At 69.1% G+C, this 20210-nt stretch carries 17 protein-coding genes; 4 read left to right on the top strand and 13 right to left on the bottom strand.

Going from position 1 to position 20210, the window contains the following annotated elements; all coding sequences use genetic code 11:
• Positions 1–109: 109 nt before the first annotated feature.
• The 4 genes from A5780_RS02905 to A5780_RS02890 form a co-directional block, all read right to left on the bottom strand.
• Entirely contained in the window at positions 110–1900 is a 1791-nt protein-coding gene (locus A5780_RS02905; RefSeq protein ID WP_063019029.1) for a long-chain fatty acid--CoA ligase, read from the bottom strand.
• Between the two features lie 124 nt (positions 1901–2024).
• Positions 2025–2951: an alpha/beta hydrolase gene (locus tag A5780_RS02900; protein WP_064907623.1), complete on the bottom strand. Its 927-nt coding sequence runs from the start codon at positions 2949–2951 to the stop codon at positions 2025–2027.
• Between the two features lie 22 nt (positions 2952–2973).
• A complete protein-coding gene (locus A5780_RS02895) occupies positions 2974–3804 on the bottom strand; it encodes an SDR family oxidoreductase (protein WP_030514931.1) in 831 nt (276 codons plus the stop codon).
• The gene (locus A5780_RS02890) at positions 3801–5420 is read right to left on the bottom strand and encodes an NAD(P)/FAD-dependent oxidoreductase (protein ID WP_082976247.1); all 1620 of its coding nucleotides are present in this window, start codon (positions 5418–5420) and stop codon (positions 3801–3803) included. The genes A5780_RS02895 and A5780_RS02890 overlap by 4 nt, the downstream gene beginning before the upstream one ends.
• Before the next feature lie 60 nt (positions 5421–5480).
• Between A5780_RS02890 and A5780_RS02885 the strand changes: the two genes are divergently transcribed.
• Positions 5481–6140, top strand: coding sequence for a TetR/AcrR family transcriptional regulator (locus tag A5780_RS02885; RefSeq protein ID WP_063019023.1), 660 nt, complete (start codon positions 5481–5483; stop codon positions 6138–6140).
• Positions 6141–6217: 77 nt separating this feature from the next.
• Here the strand turns inward: A5780_RS02885 and A5780_RS02880 are convergent, their stop codons facing one another.
• The 5 genes from A5780_RS02880 to A5780_RS02860 form a co-directional block, all read right to left on the bottom strand.
• Positions 6218–7963, bottom strand: a complete 1746-nt coding sequence (locus A5780_RS02880) for an MFS transporter (RefSeq protein ID WP_231982810.1) — start codon at positions 7961–7963, stop codon at positions 6218–6220.
• Between the two features lie 7 nt (positions 7964–7970).
• Positions 7971–8534, bottom strand: coding sequence for a hypothetical protein (locus tag A5780_RS02875; RefSeq protein ID WP_063012320.1), 564 nt, complete (start codon positions 8532–8534; stop codon positions 7971–7973).
• A 69-nt stretch (positions 8535–8603) separates the two neighbouring features.
• On the bottom strand, positions 8604–10664 hold the full coding sequence (locus A5780_RS02870) for a phosphatase PAP2 family protein (protein WP_064907622.1): 2061 nt from the start codon (positions 10662–10664) through the stop codon (positions 8604–8606).
• Between the two features lie 31 nt (positions 10665–10695).
• Positions 10696–11613 (bottom strand): DMT family transporter, encoded by a 918-nt coding sequence (locus A5780_RS02865; RefSeq protein WP_063012324.1) that lies wholly within the window; start codon positions 11611–11613, stop codon positions 10696–10698.
• A 98-nt stretch (positions 11614–11711) separates the two neighbouring features.
• Entirely contained in the window at positions 11712–12752 is a 1041-nt protein-coding gene (locus A5780_RS02860) for a glycine betaine ABC transporter substrate-binding protein (RefSeq protein WP_064902040.1), read from the bottom strand.
• Positions 12753–12930: 178 nt separating this feature from the next.
• Here A5780_RS02860 and A5780_RS02855 point away from each other — a divergent pair, with 178 nt between their 5' ends.
• The 3 genes from A5780_RS02855 to A5780_RS02845 all read left to right on the top strand — a co-directional run bounded on the left by A5780_RS02855 (position 12931) and on the right by A5780_RS02845 (position 15537).
• On the top strand, positions 12931–13605 hold the full coding sequence (locus A5780_RS02855; protein ID WP_063026572.1) for a response regulator transcription factor: 675 nt from the start codon (positions 12931–12933) through the stop codon (positions 13603–13605).
• Complete coding sequence (locus A5780_RS02850; RefSeq protein ID WP_082976245.1) at positions 13602–15101, top strand: HAMP domain-containing sensor histidine kinase; 1500 nt, start codon at positions 13602–13604, stop codon at positions 15099–15101. The genes A5780_RS02855 and A5780_RS02850 overlap by 4 nt, the downstream gene beginning before the upstream one ends.
• A gap of 106 nt (positions 15102–15207) precedes the next feature.
• Positions 15208–15537, top strand: coding sequence for a heme-binding protein (locus tag A5780_RS02845; RefSeq protein ID WP_064902039.1), 330 nt, complete (start codon positions 15208–15210; stop codon positions 15535–15537).
• Between the two features lie 79 nt (positions 15538–15616).
• Here A5780_RS02845 and A5780_RS02840 read toward each other — a convergent pair whose 3' ends face one another.
• From A5780_RS02840 to A5780_RS02825, 4 genes are all read right to left on the bottom strand, one after another.
• Positions 15617–16837, bottom strand: a complete 1221-nt coding sequence (locus tag A5780_RS02840; RefSeq protein WP_369817480.1) for an NADP-dependent malic enzyme — start codon at positions 16835–16837, stop codon at positions 15617–15619.
• A 601-nt stretch (positions 16838–17438) separates the two neighbouring features.
• Positions 17439–19022, bottom strand: coding sequence for an FAD-binding protein (locus A5780_RS02835; RefSeq protein ID WP_369829504.1), 1584 nt, complete (start codon positions 19020–19022; stop codon positions 17439–17441).
• A gap of 51 nt (positions 19023–19073) precedes the next feature.
• A complete protein-coding gene (locus A5780_RS02830; RefSeq protein WP_063012332.1) occupies positions 19074–19340 on the bottom strand; it encodes a hypothetical protein in 267 nt (88 codons plus the stop codon).
• The gene (locus A5780_RS02825; protein ID WP_064907634.1) at positions 19337–20191 is read right to left on the bottom strand and encodes a PHP domain-containing protein; all 855 of its coding nucleotides are present in this window, start codon (positions 20189–20191) and stop codon (positions 19337–19339) included. The genes A5780_RS02830 and A5780_RS02825 overlap by 4 nt, the downstream gene beginning before the upstream one ends.
• Positions 20192–20210: the final 19 nt, after the last annotated feature.

Here is a 20210-nt window from a genome sequence, read left to right as displayed (position 1 = left end):
TCGGCGGCAGCCGGAGAAAATCATCGCCGGATATCGCGCATATCGTCGCACGTCGAAACGCAGAACGGCCCGCCTTCTCGAAGGCGGGCCGTTCGGCGTTCGGGCGGGCTCAGCCGTAGATCGCCTCGACCTCGTCCGCGTAGTTCTTCATCACCACGTTGCGCTTGAGCGACATCTTCGGCGTCAGCTCACCGCTCTCCTCGGTCCAGTCGACCGGCAGGATGCGGGTCTTCTTGATCGCCTCCGCGTGCGAGACCAGCTTGTTGGTGTCCTTGACCGCCTTGTCGATCTCGGCGTTCAGTTCGGGCAGCTCGATCAGCTTCTCGATCGGGGTGTCCTCGGGCACGTTGTTGCGGGTCTTCCAGCCGGGCAGCGCCTCCGGGTCGAGGGTGATCAGCGCGCCGACGAACGGCTTGCCGTCGCCCACCACCATCACCTGACTGATCAGCGGATGCGAGCGCAGGGAATCCTCGAGCATCGCCGGGGAGACGTTCTTACCGCCGGCGGTGACGATGATTTCCTTCTTGCGGCCGGTGATCGTGATGAAGCCCTGTTCGTCGATCGCACCGAGATCGCCGGTCTTGAACCAGCCGTCGTCGAAGGCGTCCTCGGTCGCTGTCGGGTTGTTCCAGTACCCGGCGAAGACGACCGGGCCGCGCAGCAGCAGCTCGCCGTCGTCGGCCACCTTGGCGGCGTGACCACCGAGCGGGCGGCCCACCGAGCCGACCTTCAGGTGCTCGGGGGTGTTCACCGAAACAGCGGCAGTGCTCTCGGTCAGGCCGTAGCCCTCGTAGATCGTGACGCCGATGCCGCGGAAGAAGTGGCCCAGCCGCGCGCCGAGGGGGCCGCCGCCGGAGACGGCGGACTTGCAGCGCCCGCCCATGGCCTCGCGCAGCTTGCCGTAGACCAGTTTGTCGAACACGGTGTGCTTGACCTTGAGCACCAGCCCCGGGCCGCCGTTGTCCAGTGCCTGGCTGTACTCCACGGCGGTGTCGGCGGCGAGATCGAAGATCTTGCCCTTGCCACCGTCGTGCGCCTTCTGCTTGGCGCCGTTGAACACCTTCTCGAACACCCGCGGCACCGAGAGGATGAAGTCCGGCTTGTACTCGCCGAACTGCTCGACCAGCGTCGACCAGTCGGCCGTGTGCGCGACGGTGACACCGGCGTCGAAGGCCGCCAGCGCGACCGCGCGGGCGAAGACGTGGGCCAGCGGCAGGAACAGCAGCGACCGGTGGCCCGGCTTGAGGAACTGCGGCATCGCGGCGCGGTCGGCAGCCGATTCGGCGTAGAGGTTGGCATGCGAGAGCATGACGCCCTTGGGCCGGCCGGTGGTGCCCGAGGTGTAGATCAGCGACGCCGGCGAGGCGGCCTCGACCTGCTTGCGGCGCTCGTGCACGACCTCGTCGCCGAGATCCTTGCCGCGGGCGACCAGGGTGTCGATCGCGCCGTCGTCGATCACCAGCGGCTCGCCCAATTCGGGCAGACCGTCCTCGATCTCGGCGATGGTGGCCCGGTGCCGGGCGTTCTCGACCACGATCAGCTTCGTGCCCGAATCCGAGAGGATCCAGCGCGCCTGTTCGGCGGAGGAGCTGTCGAAGATCGCGACGGTGCAGCCGCCGGCCGCCCAGATGGCGAAGTCCAGCACGACCCACTCGTACCGGGTGGAGGCCAGGATGGCGACCCGGTCGCCGAGTTCGATGCCCGAGGCGATCAGTCCCTTGGCCACCGCGGTGACGTGCTTCGCGAACTCCGCCGCGGTGACATCTGTCCAACCGCCCTTGCCGTCCGGCCTGTTGAACACCACCAGGCCGGGCGTGCGCTCGGCGTGCCGGAAGGCGCCATCGGACATATTGGCGTCTTCGGGGATGGTGTAGGTAGCCGGGACTTCGAACTCTCGCATCGGTGCCCTTCCACGTGGTCTACTCGCCAGTAATTTACGCCAGCCGCAACGGCAGGTTCCGCCCGGCCGCCCGGTCGAGGATTTTCGACGTGGGTGCGGCCGGGCGGAACCTGTCCTACGGCTTCTATCCTATGGATCCGGTTTGCGCTGGTTGCAGCGATTGACCGAGGAATCCCGCCAGTTCGCGCGCGGCGAGCGCGGCCGGCGCCACCAGCGACGCCTGCAACTGCGAGACGTGCCAGAGCCCGCGCGTCACCGAGAACTGCATCGGCACCTCCGCGGCCCGCAGCGCCGCCGCCAGGCGCACGCACTGCGAATGCAGCAACTCGCCCTCGTCGACCTGGACGTAGGTCGCGGGCAGCCCACCCAGGGACCCCAGCAGTGGCGCGTAGCCCGGATCCAGCGGATCGCCGTCGCCCAGATAGGCGGCGGCGCACAACCGCGACCACGCCTTGTTGACCACCAGATCCCGCTCGCGCGCCGGCAGCTCGTTCGGATCGGCCCACGGGGCGATCAAACCCAGTGCGGCGGGCCGCATTCCGTGCCGGTCGCGCAACCGCAACGCCAGCGCGAGCGACAGTCCGCCGCCGGCGGAATCGCCCGCCACCGCGATCTGCTGCGGCGCGAGTCCGGTGGACACCAGCTCCAGGAAGGCCGCCTCGGCATCGTCGAGCGCGGCCGGATACGGATGTTCCGGCGCCAGCCGATAGTCCGGAACATAGACCGGACAACCGATTTCGCGCGCCAGATGCGCCGCCAGCGACCGATGGGTCGCCGGCGACCCGATGGTGTACCCACCACCGTGCAGATACAGCACCGCAGCCGGGCCGTCGGCCGGTCCGGCGGTCACCCGCTCGGCGGGACGGCCGCCCAGCCGCATCCGATGCACCCGGGTGCCGGCGGGCAGCCTCTGCAACACCGAACCGGCGTCGAGCAGGTAGCGCTGGGCCTCCCACGGCAGCCGGCTGTGCATCGCGAACCGGAACATCGGCCCGAGGACGGCCCGCGCGACGGGCAGCGGCAGGGACAAGGGTTTCGAAAGACCAGGCATCACAGTCGGTTCCCGCGGCGGATCAGGGCAGGAACCGGCTGTTGACGACGTTCGCGATGCGCTGATAGTAGGACGCGGTGGTGCGCACGAACAGATCGAGCGCCTTCGCCTCCCAGCCGATCAGCACGCGGCCGTGGCCCTTGCGCACGGCCTCGGTGATGGTCTGCGCGGCCATCTCCGGGGTGTGCAGGGCGAGCTGCTTGTCGAAGAACGAGGAGAACTTCTGGGCGTCGATCCCCTCGGCGTAGGTGGCGTTGCGCGCCACGGCGGTCTTGATACCGCCGGGATGGACGCAGGTCACCTTGACCGGATGCTTGCGCGCCATCATCTCCTGGCGCAGCGATTCGGTGAAGCCGCGGACCGCGAATTTGGCCGCGTTGTACGCACTCTGACCCGGCACCGCGATCAGGCCGAACAGACTGGACACGTTGATCACGTGCCCGTCACCGGATTCGATGAGGGCCGGCAGGAACGCCTTGGTGCCGTTGACGACGCCCCAGAAATCGACATCCATGATGCGCTCGATGTCTTTGAACTGGGAGTCGATCACCTCGCCGTGGAAGGCGATACCGGCGTTGTTGTAGATCTGGTGCACCACGCCGAAGTGCTTTTTCACCTCGTCGGCGTAGAGCAGCACCGCTTCACGCTCGGCCACGTTGAGCCGATCGGACTTCACCTGCGCGCCCAGCGCCTCGACGCGGCGGACGGTTTCGGCCAGACCCTCGGTATCGATGTCGGAGAGGGCGAGTTTCGCGCCCCGGCGGGCCAGATTCTCGGCCAGCGCGCGGCCGATACCCGAGCCGGCGCCCGTGATCACACATACCTTGCCCGTGAAATAAGCGTCATTGCTCACTGTGCTGCTACCACTTTCAGATCGGGACCCGCGGCCCCGTCGGTCGATCGGGTCGTGTCGTATGCCGCGACGTCGAATTTCTCGGTCAGCTTGCGGAAGCGGAACGTGAAATCGGGCCACAGCGTGGTGTTGTTGCCGTGCTTGTCCAGATACCAGCTGGCACAACCACCGTTGAGCCAGACGCTGTTGGACATGCGGTCCTGCAGATCGCGGTTGTAGCTGTCCTGCGCGTCTTTCCTCACCTCGACCGTACGCAGGCCGCGCTGGTCGAAGGTGGCGATCGCGTCGGCGATGTAGTTGATCTGCGATTCGATCATGTACACCATCGAGGTGTGGCCGAGGCCGACGTTCGGGCCGAGCAGGAAGAACATGTTCGGGAAGTTGTGGATCGCCGCACCCTTGTAGCCCTGCTGTCCGATCTCGTCGAACAGTTCGGTGAGCGTGCGGCCGTCGCGACCGGAGATCGTCTCGTACACCGGCGAATCGGTGACGTGGAATCCGGTCGCCACGATGAGCGCGTCGATCTCGCGCTCGGTGCCGTCGGCGGTGACGATGGAATTCGCGCGGATCTCGCGGATGCCGTCGGTGACCACGTCGACGTTGTCGCGCCCGAGCGCCGGGTAGTACTCGTTGGAGATCAGCATGCGCTTGCAGCCGATGCGGAAGTTTGGCGTGACCTTCTCCCGCAGCTGCGCGTCCGGCACCTCGAGCCGCAGCTTCAGCCGGGCCAGGCCCTCCAGCGCGAGCATGGCCGGCGGGAATTTCGCCAGGCCGACGACCTGCGTTTCACGGGCGGCGTAGATGGCCGCGCGCGACAACTTCTGCACGCCCGGAACGTATTTGAAGGCCAGGCGCTCGGGCAGGGTGTACGGGCGGTCGATCCGCGGCAGCAGCCACGGCGCCGTGCGCTGGTAGACGTCGAGATGGGCCACCTTCGGCGCGATCGACGGCACGATCTGGATGGCGGAGGCGCCGGTGCCGATCACCGCGACCCGCTTGCCGGTCAGATCCGCGTCGTGATCCCAGCGCGCGGAGTGGAAGATGCGGCCCCGGAAGTCGTTGATGCCTTTGATATCCGGAAGATTCGGCTCGCACAGCGCGCCGACGGCGGAGACCAGGATATCGGCGGTGAACGCGCCCTTGCTGGTCTGCACCTCCCAGCGGGCTTGCTCCTCGTTCCACCGGGCGCCGGTCATCTCGCAGTCGAAGATGTGCTTGTCCCGCACGCCGTGACGGTCGGCCACGCCCTGGATGTAGGACTGGATCTCCGGCTGCTTGGAGAACGAGCGCGACCAGTTCGGATTGAGCGCGAACGAGTAGGAGTACAGCTGCGACGGCACATCGCAGGCCGCGCCGGGGTAGGTGTTGTCGCGCCAGGTACCGCCGACGTCGTTGCCGCGCTCGAGCACCAGGTAGTCGTCGCGACCCTGCCGGCTCAAACGGATGGCCAGGCCCAGGCCCGAGAATCCACTGCCGACGATCAACGTATGCACATGACGCGCCCCCGCTGCACTGCGGCTCCGCCCATCACGGCCTTCGCGGCGCTCTCCGTGGTCACGCAAGCTACCGCCTCCGAGCGCGTCGCTACGGCCGTTGTCTGTAACCCTACGACTCATGTATCAAACCCTACGATCCTATTGAGCAGGAGTCAACAGTATTGACTACCGTTCAGTAGGATGGCAACCGTGAGTGACAACGGTCCCGGCACCAAACGGGTGCGGCTGAGCCCGGACGAACGCCGCGAACAGCTGGTGTCCCTGGGCGTGAAAATGCTGCGCGACCGCACGCTGGAGGACATTTCCATCGGGGAGATCGCACGGCAGGCGGGAATCTCGCGCGGCCTGCTCTTCCACTACTTCGCCTCGAAACAGGATTTTCAGCGCGCCATCGTGCGCCGCGCCAACGAGGAACTACTCGCTCGCACCATGCCCGACCGCAGCCTCGATCTGTTCAGCATGCTGCGCGACGCGGTCGAACGCTACATCGACTACGTCAGCGAGAACCGGATCTCCTATCAGGGCCTGCTGCGCGGACCCGCCAGCGGCAGCCCCGAACTGGTAGCCCTCGCCGATGCCACCCGCGATGCCATGGTGGACCGCATCCTCACCGAAACCCCGCTGGCGGCAGACGATCCCGAACTGCCGCGACTGCGCCTGGTCTTCCGCGGCTGGATCGCGTTCGTCGAGGAGACGACGCTGATCTGGTTGCGGGAGGAGCAGATCGGCCGTACCGAGTTGATCGACACCCTGGTCGGCGCACTACCCGCGCTCGCCATGCATCCCGTGCTCACCGAATGGCTGGCCGGTTCGGCCGACGGCAGCGTGCTGCCCGCGTGATCCCGGCAGCGTGCTGCCCGCGTGATCCCGGCAGCGTGCTGCCCGCGTGATCCCGGCAGCGTGCTGCCCGCGTGGTCTCAGTCCTCGTGCAGGTATCCGGCGCGATCGCCGCGCCGCGGCAACCAGAGCGCGGTGACCACGGCGGCGACCAGGATCATGATCGCCGACACCAGCAGCGCCACCTCGAGTCCGCGGTGGAAGGCCTCGTAGGTGGCATGGATGACCCGGTTCACGATCGGCCCGTAGGCGGCCGAGGCCGCCGCGTCACCGCCGGCCGGAACGTTGCCGGTCTCGATGGCGTCGATGACGATGGCCTGGAAATTCGCCGGAACGCCGATCTGCTGCAACCGATCTCGCAGATCGGAGTTCAAAAATGAGTTGACCAGCGACCCCAGCGCGGCCACCCCCACCACCGCGCCGACCTGACGCATGGTGTTCGTGGCCGCGGCGGCCATACCGGAGTGTTCGGCCGGAACACCGGACAGAACGGCGGAGGTCAGCGGCACCACCGCGATCCCGAAACCGAGTCCCGCCAGCATCAGGGCCAGCGCCAGGGGCGTGAATTCGACTGTGACGCCGAGGAATTGGCGAGTGAGCAGAATACCTGCGGCGCCGAGGACACAGCCGGCGATCATCGGCGTGCGGGAGCCGCGCAGTGCCACCCAGAATCCGGAGATCAGCGAGCCGACGATGATGGCCACGGCCATCGGGCCGAACACCGCGGCGGTTCGCCACCCCGAATAGTCGACCACTTCCTGCAGATACAGCGCGGTAAAGAAGAAGATCGAGAAGATCCCGAAGTACACCGCGAACGCGACCACCAGCGCACTGCGCACCAGCGGTCGCTCCAGGTAGCGGAAGTCGAACATCGGATTGGCCGCGCGCGACTCGACCACCAGGAAGGCGACGAAGGCGATCGCTCCGATCACGAACAGCGTGATCACCGAGGCGGCCGAATACCCCACCTGCTCACCGGAGATGGCCGCGTAGATCACGCAGCCGAGAAAGGTCGCGCCCAGGACGAATCCGGCCCAGTCGACCGGGCCGGGCTGCGGATCGGCGCTTTCCGGGACGAATTTCAGCGCCGCTGCCAGCACCACCACGCCGACGATCAGGTTGAACCAGAAGATCGAGCGCCAGCCGAACGCCCCGACCAGCAGGCCGCCGATCACCGGCCCCAGCGCCAGCGCCAACCCGGAGACCGCCGCCCACGCGCCCAGCGCCTTCGCGCGGGCGCCACGATCGGGGAAGATGTGCCGGATCACCGACAGCGTGCCCGGTTCGGAGGCCGCCGCACCGACACCCATCACCGCGCGCCCGGCGATCAGGATCGAGACACTGCCGGCCACCGCGGACAACACCGAGCCGAGGGCGAACACCACCAGCCCGCCGACCATGACGCGTTTGCGGCCCCACCGGTCGCCGAGAGTGCCCGCGGTGAGCATCAGACTCGCGAACACCAGCGTGTAGGCGTTCACCACCCACTGCAGCGACACCACACCGGCATGCAGGTCGGACTGGACGGCGCCCAGGGCGACGCTGACGATCGTGGTGTCGAGGAAGGTGACGAACAGGACGGCGGTGACCACCGCGAGCGCCACATAGGGACGCTCGGCACCGGGCGACACAGGCTGCGCCGCAACGGAATCCATCGAAGCCGCACCGCTCGCCGCCGCGGCTTCGGCCCGTGCACTCGCGGCGGGGCCGGTACCGGGCACAGCGGATTCGGAGCCCGCCCCGGCAGCCGAGGCGGCCGATGCGGCGCGGTGCGGCGGGCGGCCCGATCCGGCGCCGCGGCGGTCCGACGGGTCCGACGACGTCATCGCGATCTCAGCTGGTCGGCGCGGGAAGGATGGTGGGGTTCGCGGGTGTCGCGCCGGGGGCCGGCGTCGCACCCGGACTCGGGGCGCCCGAGGCCGTTCCGCAGACCGGCGGGGCCGCGCCCTCCAGGGTGAGCAACGCGCAGAAGGTCGCGGCCGTCACCTTCCAGGTGCCCTCGACCTGCACCGCGCCGCCCTGCTGCCCGGACAGGGCCGGGGTGCCGTTGAACAGCACGTCGAAGGTGACGTCGGCGTGGTCGGTGCTGGTGCTCGCGACATTGGTGACCTTGGCCGAGGCGGATTTGGCCATCGGCGAATCGGCCTGTGCCTTGATCGCGGCGGCGAATGCGGGCCCGTTCTCGAGGAGGGCGATCTTCTGGTCGGCGGGGGTGGATCCGTCGAAGAAGCGCTCGAAGTTCCGGCTGACCGCCTGGGTCACCGTCGGGGTCCCGCTACTGGACGATTCGGCGGATTTGCTGCCGGAATCATCGCTGCCGCAGGCGGCCGCCACGGTCACCAGCGCGGTAAGTGCGCATGCCGCAAGCATTTTCGCCGCGATCCCATGATCGAACATAATGCGGCCTCCCTCGGTGACGGTAGGCTCGGTGATCAACTCGCTCGAAGACTACTCGCCGGACCGGGGCTACGGACGCTTATCGGCCACGAATGCGGTATCGGCGAGTTCGGCCAGTACGTCGGGCAACTCGGCGGCGACCGCCCGGGCATCGAGGATCGCCGGATCCACCGAAAGCCCGATCCCCAATTCGCCGTTCCAGCTCAGCACCCCGGCGACCAGAGGCACTCCAGGCGCCGACGGCAGAATCGGAAATACTTGGGTGATCGGCATATTCGCGAAAGTCATCGCCATATCGGGGCCGGCCATATTGGAGACGATCGCGTGGAAGAACCGCCCGCCGTATACCGACCGCGCGAAGGCCCCCACCGCCGGTTCGGGAAACAGCCGGAGGACCCGATCCATCACGAAATGCGAGGCGAGCGCCCGGGTTCCGGAATGCAGCCGGTCGCTGCGGGAGCGGATCTCGGCCAGTCGCTGCGCCGGGGTCGCCGCCGTCAGCGGGATATCGATCATCACGGCGGCGGTCGAATTGCCCTCCGCTCCCGACGTGGGGTCGCGCACCATCAACGGCACCGCCACCCGGATCTGCCCGCGCAATCGCTCGTCCAGGTCGGGGCGCAGCCGGTGCAGCGCGGTGACGGTGACGCTCAGCAGCACGTCGGTCACCCGGGCACGGTGCGAACGAGCCACGGCCCGAACGGTTTCCAGGTCCAGCGAGCAGACGGTGAACACCCGTCGCAGACAGTCGTCGGGCAGTATTCCCTTCGGCTGCGCGTCGGCGGCCAACTGCGCCAGACCGGCCGCGGTACCGGCGACGAGGGTGCCCCAGCTCGGCGGTTTGCGCTCGGCCACCGGCAGATCGATGGTCGGTCGCAGCAGGCGCATCGCCTGCACCACGGTGCCGATGCCGTCGGCGACCACATGGTGCAGCAGCAGGACCACGCCGATCGCGCCGGCCTCCGGGTCGCGCACCAGGACGAGGCGCCACAACGGCCGATCCTTGGGCAGCACCTCGGCGGCCAGATCCGTCACCACCCGGCCGATTCCGTCCACTCGCCGCGCCACCGCGCTCGGCGTCATGGTCGCTTCGGCCGTCGCCGCACCGAAAGCCGTCCCGGGGCCGGCCTCTCGACCACTCGGGTCGGCGACGGTAGCCGGATCGGTGCCCGGAACCGTGCGCTCGGTGACATGCCAGTCCCAGTCGACCGGACTGTCCACCCAGCGTGCCCTGCGCCACCGCCCCGGCTGGTCCAGACGCTGCTGGAACCGCGGCAGATGGGCCAGCTCGCCCTGGACCAGTTCCCGCACCACGTCGAGGCCGGGCCCGCCGTCGGCCCGCGGCCGGAACACGACCATGCCGCCCACCTGCTGCGGAATGCCGGACTTCTCGATGTGCAGGAAGAACGCGTCGGCAGGAGGCACCACGGGCGGCCGCGCGTACCAGCGATCGACCAGCTGGATACTCACCGCGACGAAGGCCACCGCGATCACCGCGTCGAGGACGAAGTGGTTCGCGGTCGCGACGATGACATAGGTGGTCAGCCCGACGTGGAAGGCGCTGAGCACCTGCACCACCCAGCCGCCGGAGACGCGGGCCAGCACCACGCTCACCCACAGTGCCCAGCCGACGTGCAGCGAGGGCACCGCCGCGAGTTGATTCGCCCCCGACACCAGCGACGAACCCCAGGACCCCCAGGTGTGGCCGTCGACGACGGTGTCGGTGAAGCCCAGCTCGGGCAGCAGCCGCGGCGGGGTGACCGGAAAGAGCGCGAAACACGCGATGGACAGGATGTTCAGCAGCAGGAAGGAGTCGCGGGCGCGGGCGTAGTCGGCGCGGCGGCGAAAATACATCCAGAACAGCAGCGCGAAGGCACTGACGATGTAGGTGAACGCGTACTCGTAGTTGGCCAGGGTCGCGAGCAGCACGCGCGACTCCAGCCAGTGGTTGAGTGGACGCTCGAAGTCGATGGCGAGCCACTGCTCGAGATCGAAGATGCGATGGGCATTGCGATCGGCCAGTTCGCGGCGGGCCGGGGTGTGCAGCGCGTCGACCGCCAGGTACAGCCCGAATACCGCGAGCCCGACCACACAGTCCCGCCACAGCACCGGACGCGACGGATTGCCCACACAACCGTCATAACACATGTGTCGCAAGCTTTTACGACATCAAGCTGGGCGATTCGTCGGTTATCTCCTTGTTACCGGCGTAGAAGGCGCGGGCCAGCGGCGAATGGGCGAGTCCGCCGATACCGGCGGCGATCAGCGCTCCGGCGACCGCGACCCCGGCCAGTGCCCCGGCGGTGTGCGGTAGCGCGACCTTGAAGGCCAGCACGCCGACCACGTAACTGACGATCGGATTCGTCACGCTCATGGCTGCGATCGCCCATGGCAGCGGCCCGGCGGCGAAGGCGGTCTGCTCCAATACCAGCCCGCTGAGGGTGGAAACGGCGAGCAGATAGCCGGGCCAGTCGCCGGCGGTGGCGGGAATGCCGCGATAGATCAGATCCTCGGTGGTCAGCTTCATGAAGACCGCGCTCATCGCGAAACAGACGCCGGCGGCCACCGCGACGAGATTCGCCGCCACCCAGATCGGGCAGCGGATGCTGATCAGGGCGAGCAACGCCACCAGCGCCGCGGCGGAGAAGGTGGCCAGCAGTACGCGGCCGCGATCCGGGTCGCCCTCGAGCGGCGCCACGCCGCCGACGCCGAACAGCACTCCCAGCCCGGCGCAGACCAGCAGCGCGAACCAGATGTCGCGCCCGCGCGGGCGACGACGGCGGCCGAACGCCTCGAGCGGAACCGCGAACAACAACTGCGTCGACATCAGCGGCTGCACGGCCGCCACCGAACCCAGATGCAGCGCTGCCGCCTGGGTGAGGAAACCCGCGAGATTCGTGATCCAGCCGCGCAGCCACGTGCCACTGCGCAGCAGACGGTGCATCAGTGTGGTCATACCGAAGACCCGGGCCGCCCGGGGTTGTTCGGCGACCACGGTGCGTGCCGCGCGCTGTTGCAGATAACCGGCCGCGGCGAACAGGAATGCGGCCAGCACTCCCAACGCAATGACCAGGACCATGCGGAACTCCGCTCAGGTGATCTATTCGCACTGTACGCCCGACTCCGTGTCGAACCTGATCATGAACGATGAGCGGGAACGGCGGACGAGCGGGGTGCTCAGAGGGCGTGTTCGTCGAGCCAGGTGCGGGCGAGGTCGGCCGCCGAGGCGTGTTCGTCACGCACGCGGCGGATCATGGTCGCGAATTCGGCCGTGGTGAGCTCGCCGGCGACGTAGTTGAGTTTCTTGATCTGCCGCTGGTCCAAGGCGCCCTGACGCAGCAGCGGGACGACGTTCTGCGCGCGGAAGGCATACGCCGGATCCGTGACGACGGCCGGATCCGTGCGGGCGGCCGAATCGCCGGGGCCACCCGGCAGCAGTGCGACGGCCGAGGTGAACACGCCCGCGTCGACGGTTCCGTCGCGCAATGCCTTTCGTAGTTCGGCATCGCCGGGAAATTCGACGTGACGGGTGATATCGCAGCCGTAGACCGTGCGCAGCGGCGTCACGACGTCGCGCTGCGGGTCCGGCGGCGGCCGCAGCGGGTCGAGTTCGCGTCCGCCGGCGATGCCGACGGTCAGCTCACCGCAATGCGGTGCCAGATCGGCGGCATTCGCCGGATAGCGCGCGGCCGCGGCGGCGCCGAGCGCGAGTTGCGGGCGCAGGTCCGTGGCGTCGGCGAGATCCGACACCGCCAGTCCCTCCGGAACGGCCCGGCTCAAGTCGTCGGCGACCGAGCCGACATAGCGCGCCTCGAGCGTGACCGGCGACCCCGCCGTCATGTCAACCGCCGGGCCGGGGGCATGGTGTGCCGCGACGCTCTCGGCCGTCGCCCGGTCCGGCGCGGTCGCCGAGGACGAGGAGTCGAAGGTCGTCAGGAGATCGCCGCTGGTATCGCCGACCAGAGTGATCGTGCCCGCGTCCAGGGCCGCCAGATAGTCCGCACGCTGTCCGAGATGCTTCTTCACCGTCGTCGGCGTGCCGGCGCGCGCGAGCGCCTGCGCGTAGATTTCGGCGAGCACCTCCGACTGCGCCGAATCGCCGGCGCCGACGGTGATCGTCGCTCCACCGTCCTCGTTGGCACATGCCACCGCCAGCGTGGCGGCGGTGACGGCGACCAGAACCCGGGCCGTCACTCGCACCGATCCGGCCAATCCCATCCGGCGACACCCACTCCCGATAGTCAGCGACAACCACATCCGGCGGCCGGGGCGCCCCGGCACAGGAATCGTAGGTGGGCCGCGTCCGTGCCGACGCCCCGCACCCCTGCCGGCCCGCGAACCGGACTCTCGAGCAGTATTCAGCCGGGTCTCAGCCGGGGCGACGAATAATGTGCGGGTGCAGCCGGGACGCATTCTCCTGATCGAAGACGCCGACGCCATTCGCACGGCGGTCGCTGCGGCCGTGCACGCCGCCGGGCACGAGGTTCTGGCACGCGAACACGGCGACCGGCTCGAGCCCGACCTGGAGCGATTCCGTCCCGATGTCGTCGTGCTCGACGTGATGCTGCCGGGCCGCGACGGTTTCGGCCTGCTCGAGGTGGTGCGCGCCCGCAGCAGCGCCGGAGTGGTGATGCTGACCGCGCGCGACGGTGTGGAGGACCGGGTGCGTGGACTGCGATCCGGTTCCGACGACTACGTGGTGAAACCCTTCGACCTCGCCGAACTGGTGGCACGGATCGAGGCGCTGCTGCGGCGGATGGGGCGCATGCACAGTCGCATCGCCATCGACGATCTGGTGCTGGAAACCGATTCCGGCGTGGTGCTGCGTGGCCGCGAACCGATCAGCCTCACCGCCACCGAATTCAAACTCCTCGCCTACCTCGCCGCGCACCGCGACCGAGTCGTCACCAAAACCCAAATCCTCACCGCGGTCTGGGGTTACGAGGACTACGACCCGAACCTCGTGGAGGTCTACGTCAGCGCGGTGCGCCGCAAACTGGAGGAACACGGACCGCGACTGCTGCACACGGTGCGCGGTATGGGCTACGCGTTACGGGCGAATCCGCGATGAGCGGCACCCCCGGCCACCGCGCGCCCCCACCGCCCGATCTCCCGGACGACGCGGGCGACGCGGGCGAATCCGGACCGCACACGTTGCCGACGATATCGCTGCGCCGCCGGGTAACCCTCACGGCGGCAACGGTTTCCGGGCTCGCACTGGTCGTGGTGGCGCTGGCGGTGCACAGTCTGTTCGGCATCGTGGCGGCGCGCAGCGAGAACACCGTGCTCACCGATCGGGCGCAGCTGGCCCGGCAACTCGCGCAGCAGAACACTCCGCCCGCGGAATTGATCGCCCGCGTGGACAATCGCTCGGTCCGGGCGCGGCTGGTCCTGGCCGACGGCACCGCCTACGGCAGTCTCTCGCCCCGGCACGCCGGCGACAGCGGTATCCGGACCAGAACCATCACCCTGGGCGGTGGCGGCACCGTGGACCGCGCCCGGCTCACCCTGCAGGTCGACACCCCGCTGCTGACCAAGCTGCGGTCGCGCCTGGGCCTGGTCCTGATCGGGGTGACCGCGACCGCCCTCGTCGTGATCACCGCGGCGCTGTGGTGGGGACTGCGCCGAGCGCTGGCACCCTTGGATTCGATGACCCGGCTGGCCCGCGACATCGCCCGCGGCCGCCGTGGACGCCGCCTCTCCCCCGCCCGTACGGATACCGAATTGGGCCGCACGGCGAGCGCATTCGACGAAATGCTGGACGCCCTGGAGGGCGCGGAGGCCCGGGCCCGGGCCTCGGAACAGCAGATGCGCGCCTTCGTCGGTGATGCCGCGCACGAACTGCGCACCCCGATCGCGGGGATCAAGGCCATGGCCGAAGCGGTGCTGCATCAACCCGCCGATATCGACACCGAAAAGCGTGAGCGCATGTACCTGCTGCTGGTGCGCGAGGCGCAGCGGGCCGGCCGCCTCGTGGAGGATCTGCTGGACATGGCGCGCATCGACGCCGGGCTCACCCTGCAACCGCAGCCGGTCGACCTGCACGAACTGGCCCGCACCCAGCTGGACCGGATGCGAGTCCTGCATCCCGGGACAGCTTTCCGCCTCACCGGCCCCTCGGTGCCGGCGGTCGCCGACCCCGAACGCATCGGCCAGATCCTGATCAACCTCCTGGCCAACGCCTGCCAAGCCATGGGACAGGACGGAACGGTGAGTGTCACCGTCGTCGAGCCCGGCGCGCCCGGCGGCCGGCCGGACATCCTGCCCCCCATGGCCGAAATCCGTGTCGCCGATACGGGTCCGGGCGTGCCCGCCGCGGAACGCGAGCACATCTTCGACCGCCTGGTCCGCCTCGACGCCGCCCGCGACCGGCGCCGCGACGGCGCGGGTATGGGCCTGGCGATCGCGCGCGGGATCGCCCGGGCCCACGGGGGTGACCTCCGCTGCGTCGAGCCGCCGCCCGGAACCGCCGGCGCGGTATTCGTACTGACGCTTCCGCCGGCCCCGCCGACGGCCGATGGTCACACCGGCCGCGCGGTGAGCGCCGAAGGCCGCCCGCCTTTCTGAAGTTCGGCTGAAGATCCGTCCGGCCCACTCGGCGTTTTCAGGGTCCTTTCAGATTCGGCGCGCAGATTCGGACCCGACACGTTCCCGTATGAATGGAGTTACCGGTATGAAGCGCACTGTCGCCGCCCTGCTGGCCGGCACCGCCGGAATCGCCGCCCTCGCCATCGCCGTGCCCGGCGTCGCCTCGGCCGACGCCCCGCAGTGCAGCCCGCAGGCACGCGCCCAGGTCCAGGCCCAGACCGCCCCGCAGGTCGCCGCATTCCTGGCGGGCCACCCGGATCTGGCCGCCGAACTGGCCAAGGTGAAGGGTATGCCGAAGGATCAGCGCAAGGCCGAGATGCAGGCCTATCGCCAGGGCCACCAGCAGGAGCTGAAGGACTTCCGCGGGGTGCGGCAGCCGATGATCGACTACCGCAAGGCCTGCCACAAGAAGTAGCGGCCGCGCGTCGGCGTCCGAATACGGCGAGGGCGCCCCGGGAGTTCCCGGGGCGCCCTCGCTGTGATCGAACCTGGTGTTACGCAACGCCTTCAGCGCGCGCGGCCGCGGCCACGGCCTCGGCGACCGCCGGAGCGACCCGGGGATCGAGCGGGCTCGGGATGATCTTGTCGACCGAGAGTTCGTCGGCCACCACACCGAAGATGGCGTTGGCGGCGGCCACCTTCATGCCCTCGGTGATCCGGCGCGCACCGGCATCCAGCGCACCCTTGAACACGCCCGGGAAGGCGAGCACGTTGTTGATCTGGTTCGGGAAGTCGCTGCGGCCGGTCGCCACGATGGCGGCGTAGCGGCGCGCGACCTCCGGGTGGATCTCCGGATCCGGGTTCGACATGGCGAACACGATGGACTCCGGCGCCATCGAGGCGATCAGTTCCTCGGCGATGGTCCCGGCCGACAGGCCCAGGAACACATCCGCACCGGCCAGCGCCTCGGCCGCACCGCCGGTGACGCCACGCGGGTTGGTGCGGGCGGCCAGATCGGCCTTCACCTCGTTGAGGTCCGCGCGCTCCCGGCTGACGATGCCCTTCGAGTCGAGCACCACCACATCCGACACGCCGGCGGCCAGCAGGATGTTCGAGCAGGCCACACCCGCGGCACCGGCACCGGAGACGACCACCTTCAGGTCGGCGATATCGCGCCCCTGCACCTTGGCCGCGCCGTTGAGCGCCGCCAGCACCACGATGGCGGTGCCGTGCTGGTCGTCGTGCATGACCGGGCAGTCCAGCGCCTCGACGACGCGCTTCTCGATCTCGAAGCAGCGCGGGGCGGAGATGTCCTCCAGGTTCACCGCACCGAAGCTCGGACGCAGGCGCACCAGGGTTTCCACGATCTCGTCGACATCCTTGGTGTCGAGCACGATCGGAATCGAGTCCAGCCCGGCGAACTTCTTGAACAGCGCGGCCTTGCCCTCCATGACCGGCAGCGACGCCCGCGGACCGATGTCACCCAGGCCGAGGACCGCGGTGCCGTCGCTGACCACGACCACCAGACGGTCGGTCCACGTGTAGCGCTTGGCCAGCGCCTCGTCCTGGTGGATGGCGCGACTCACCTGCGCGACGCCCGGCGTGTACGCGATGGACAGATCACGCTGGGTCTCCAGCGGTGCGGACAATTCCACCGAAAGCTTGCCACCGAGATGGCCGGCGAAAATTTCCTCGTGCGTGATAGCGGACAGATCGGTCGTATCGGTTTCACGGCTCGCTGTAGTGGCATTCGGTGCGTCAGTCACAGATGACACGATTTCACTCCTGCTCGGTCCGGGCTGAACCGGCTCACGGTTACCGCCGGGTTTTCGTATAAAAGGTCTTCGAAATTCGAACGATGTGCGCCGACCGCGCGTTCACGTGGCCGCGCAAAACCGTTCGGTGATTACATCGCGGCATGCCGTGGGGGTACCGGCTGGTACGGCATACGCGCGTTCGCGCCTTTGCGGGCTTGCTTCTTTGCGATCTGGCCGCGCACGATCCGTCGAGCGAGAACCGGACGGGTGGTCCGGGCAAGGCTGCGGGGTGATCCGCGGATCGGAGCCGTGCGTCACGAACCGAAGGTCACCAACCGTCCCGGACCGGGCGGTGGCGTCGGCCGGGAATCCGCAACATTCTGCCAGTACCGACAGGGAGTTGCAAAATCGCTCCTCGACCGGGCCGCGATCCTCTCGATGCGGGGCCGGCCCTAGCGCGGGTGTCTACTGCCATCTTCCGAGGGTAGGGCCCCCGAATTACCTGCGCGTAAGGGGAAACTCGCCCCTGCTGGGAAGCAGCGGTGAACAGTCCCACCGCCACCCGGAACGCCGATGTGAGCTCAGGGTTGACGCAGGCTGCCACCTCCGGGCCTGTCCGCTACGCCGGGCGCACCCAGATCTCGTTCACGCCGCCGGTCAGCAGGCGTCGCCGCCAGTTGCGAGCCGGGCCGGGATGATCGGTGCGCCGATGCAGGCCCCGGGTCTCGGTGCGCGCCAACGCGCTGTACTTCGTCCAGCGGGCCACCGCCAGCAAGGCCGCGGCCTGCCGGGCCCGCACCTGGTCGGCGCCGGCGCCGCCGAGCCCGTATTCGGTGACCGGCCACATCGCGTCGAGTTCGGCGATGCTGTCGCGCAGGCTGCCCGCACTGCGCCAATAGCTGCGCCGCAGCGGCAACGTATGTTCCTGCACCAGCCCGATCACCGCACGGGGATCGATATCCGCGCGCGGATCGTCGCCAGGATGGGAATTCAGCCCGGCCCCCGGAACCGGCCGCGCGTCGCCGACGCGGCCCCGGTGGCGAGCGAACCGCGCCGCGCCCGATCCGGCCCACATTCCGGACGAGATCGCCCACCCGCCGCCGTGCCCGTCGAACCCGCCGACCGCACCGGTGATCGGTTCCCGGGATGCCACGTCCCCCGCGACATACAGTCCGGGAACCGTTGTGGCGCAATCGAATCCGGTCAGCTTGATGCCACCGGAACCACGCACGGTGCCCTGCAGGACCGGACGCAGTCGCACCCGGCCGGCCGACGGCGACGCGTCGGCACCGGCGCTCGCGGGCACCGCCGTGGTTCCCGATGGCGCCGCCGACGCGGGGCCGTACCGTACGGCGGACTCCGGCGGAATCTCGGCGTAGACCGCCCTCCCCTCCGCCAGCGCGGTGAGGGCCGCGGACCGGACGGTGAAGTCGTCACCGTCGATGCGAGCCCCCGATTCGTCGTACAGCGAGGCGAACCGGGGCTCACGCAGATCGCTCATCGTCGCGAGACCGTAGGCGCCGGAGAACTCCATGCCCGACAATTCGGTGCCCGCCTCCGCCGCCATCAGCAGGCCCTCACCGGTATCGACATCGGTTCCCGCGCCACCGGCCAGAAACGCGCACCCACCCGTCGCGAGCACCACCGCACCCGCGCGGATGGTCCAGCCGCGGTATCGGTCGTCACCGGCGAGCCCACCGGCCCCGCACACCACGCCGTCGGCGTCGACCAGCAGATACAGCGCCGGGTGATGATCGACGACCTGGACACCCAATCGGAACAGCGTGCGCCGCAGCGCCGCCAGATACCGCCGGCCCTCGAGGTGGACGCGCGTCGACGGCCCGTCTCCGGCCTGCCGGTATCCCCAGCGCAGCAAGTGGGCGATGCGGTGATGGGTCTCGCCGAGCACCCGGTCCATCCACTCGGGGTCACCGAGGTCACCACCGCGCGAGAGACTGTGCGCCAGCGCCCGCTCCCGCTCCGGCCCGGGCGGGATATCCCACAGCGCGACAACGCCTTTCGACGTCGGACCGCATTCACCGCAACGACCCTTGTCGACCAGGATCACGCGCGCTCCGGCCGTCGCCGCCGTCAACGCCGCCCAGGCACCCGCCGGGCCGCCACCCACCACCAGCACATCGGCGGACGTCTCCGCCGCGAACTCGGATACCGCGCGAATAGTGGACCGGCTACGCACGCTCACAAAGGAAAATATTCGGCCACAATTCATCCGGCCGCAACTGTTACGCGGAGATCAATTCCACCATTGCGTAACCAATAGGTAACCCGCCGCCACAAAGACGACCAGAGATCCGAAAAACGCCGGAATTCCCCGACGCCGGTCGGAAAAAATTTGCGCGCCGAGCGCCAGCGCCGCCATTCCGATATGCCAGCCGACACTGCTCGCCCCCGGTCCGGGAAATCCGCGCCGCACCCCCAGGACCGCCGCGCCGACGACGACCGCCGCCAGCACCACCAATCCGGCGGCCACCGTTCCGCTGAGCGCCCGCACGACCCTCACGAGGCGACCACCGCGACGCCGCTCGCCTTCTCGGCCAGACGCTCGAATTGCTCTACGTCCGTGAGGCATTCGCCCAGTCCCACGGGTTTGTCGGCGCCGTGGTAATCCGAGGATCCCGTACCGATGAGGTCCAGTTCGCGTGCCAGCTCGCGCAGCACCGCCCGGTCGGCGGGATTGTGGTCGGGGTGATCGATCTCGAGTCCGCCCAGCCCGCGCTCGGCCAGATCGCGGATGTCGTCGAGCGCCAGCAGCCGCCCCCGGGTGCGGGCGCGCGCGTGCGCGACCACGGTCACCCCACCGGCCGCGGCCACCATCTCCACCGCCTGCCGCAGCGGCGTGTCGGCCTTCTCGACGTAATAGCGGCCGCGCGGCGCGAGCAGATCGTCGAAGGCCGCGCCGACCGTCGGGACCACACCGACCTCGACCAGCGCTCGCGCCAGATGTGGGCGTCCCGCTGCCGGGCCCGCCGCGGCGAGTACCGCGTCCGGGTCGATCGGCAGGCCATCGGCCACCATGAGATCGGCCATCGCGCGCACTCGCGAGACGCGTTCGGTGCGCAACCGCTCGCGTTCGGCGGCGAAGGCGGCATCGGCCGGATCGAACAGGTAGGCCAGCAGATGCACCGGCACCGGCCAGCCGTCCTCCCCCATACCGACGCAGGACATCTCCATCCCGCGCACCAACCGCAGCCCCGCGGGCAGCGCGGTGACCGCCTCGTCCCATCCGGAGGTGGTGTCGTGATCGGTGATCGCCACCACGTCCAGCCCCACCGCCGCCGCCGCGCGCATCAGATCGCCGGGAGTGTCGGTGCCGTCGGATGCGGTCGAATGGGTGTGGAGGTCGATACGCACGCGTTCCATCTTGCCCAAC

The organism is Nocardia sp. 852002-20019_SCH5090214, assembly GCF_001665865.1.
Taxonomy (GTDB): domain Bacteria; phylum Actinomycetota; class Actinomycetes; order Mycobacteriales; family Mycobacteriaceae; genus Nocardia; species Nocardia nova.
Note: the sequence above shows the minus strand (reverse complement) of the source record. Positions and strands in the feature narration are given on the sequence as shown.

Coding starts and splice junctions, on each gene's coding strand:
- A5780_RS02905 (WP_063019029.1), bottom strand. CDS start 1,900: ATGCGAGAGTTCGAAGTCCCGGCTACCTACACCATCCCCGAAGACGCC.
- A5780_RS02900 (WP_064907623.1), bottom strand. CDS start 2,951: ATGCCTGGTCTTTCGAAACCCTTGTCCCTGCCGCTGCCCGTCGCGCGG.
- A5780_RS02890 (WP_082976247.1), bottom strand. CDS start 5,420: ATGAGTCGTAGGGTTACAGACAACGGCCGTAGCGACGCGCTCGGAGGC.
- A5780_RS02885 (WP_063019023.1), top strand. CDS start 5,481: ATGGCAACCGTGAGTGACAACGGTCCCGGCACCAAACGGGTGCGGCTG.
- A5780_RS02880 (WP_231982810.1), bottom strand. CDS start 7,963: ATGACGTCGTCGGACCCGTCGGACCGCCGCGGCGCCGGATCGGGCCGC.
- A5780_RS02875 (WP_063012320.1), bottom strand. CDS start 8,534: ATGTTCGATCATGGGATCGCGGCGAAAATGCTTGCGGCATGCGCACTT.
- A5780_RS02865 (WP_063012324.1), bottom strand. CDS start 11,613: ATGGTCCTGGTCATTGCGTTGGGAGTGCTGGCCGCATTCCTGTTCGCC.
- A5780_RS02860 (WP_064902040.1), bottom strand. CDS start 12,752: ATGGGATTGGCCGGATCGGTGCGAGTGACGGCCCGGGTTCTGGTCGCC.
- A5780_RS02850 (WP_082976245.1), top strand. CDS start 13,602: ATGAGCGGCACCCCCGGCCACCGCGCGCCCCCACCGCCCGATCTCCCG.
- A5780_RS02845 (WP_064902039.1), top strand. CDS start 15,208: ATGAAGCGCACTGTCGCCGCCCTGCTGGCCGGCACCGCCGGAATCGCC.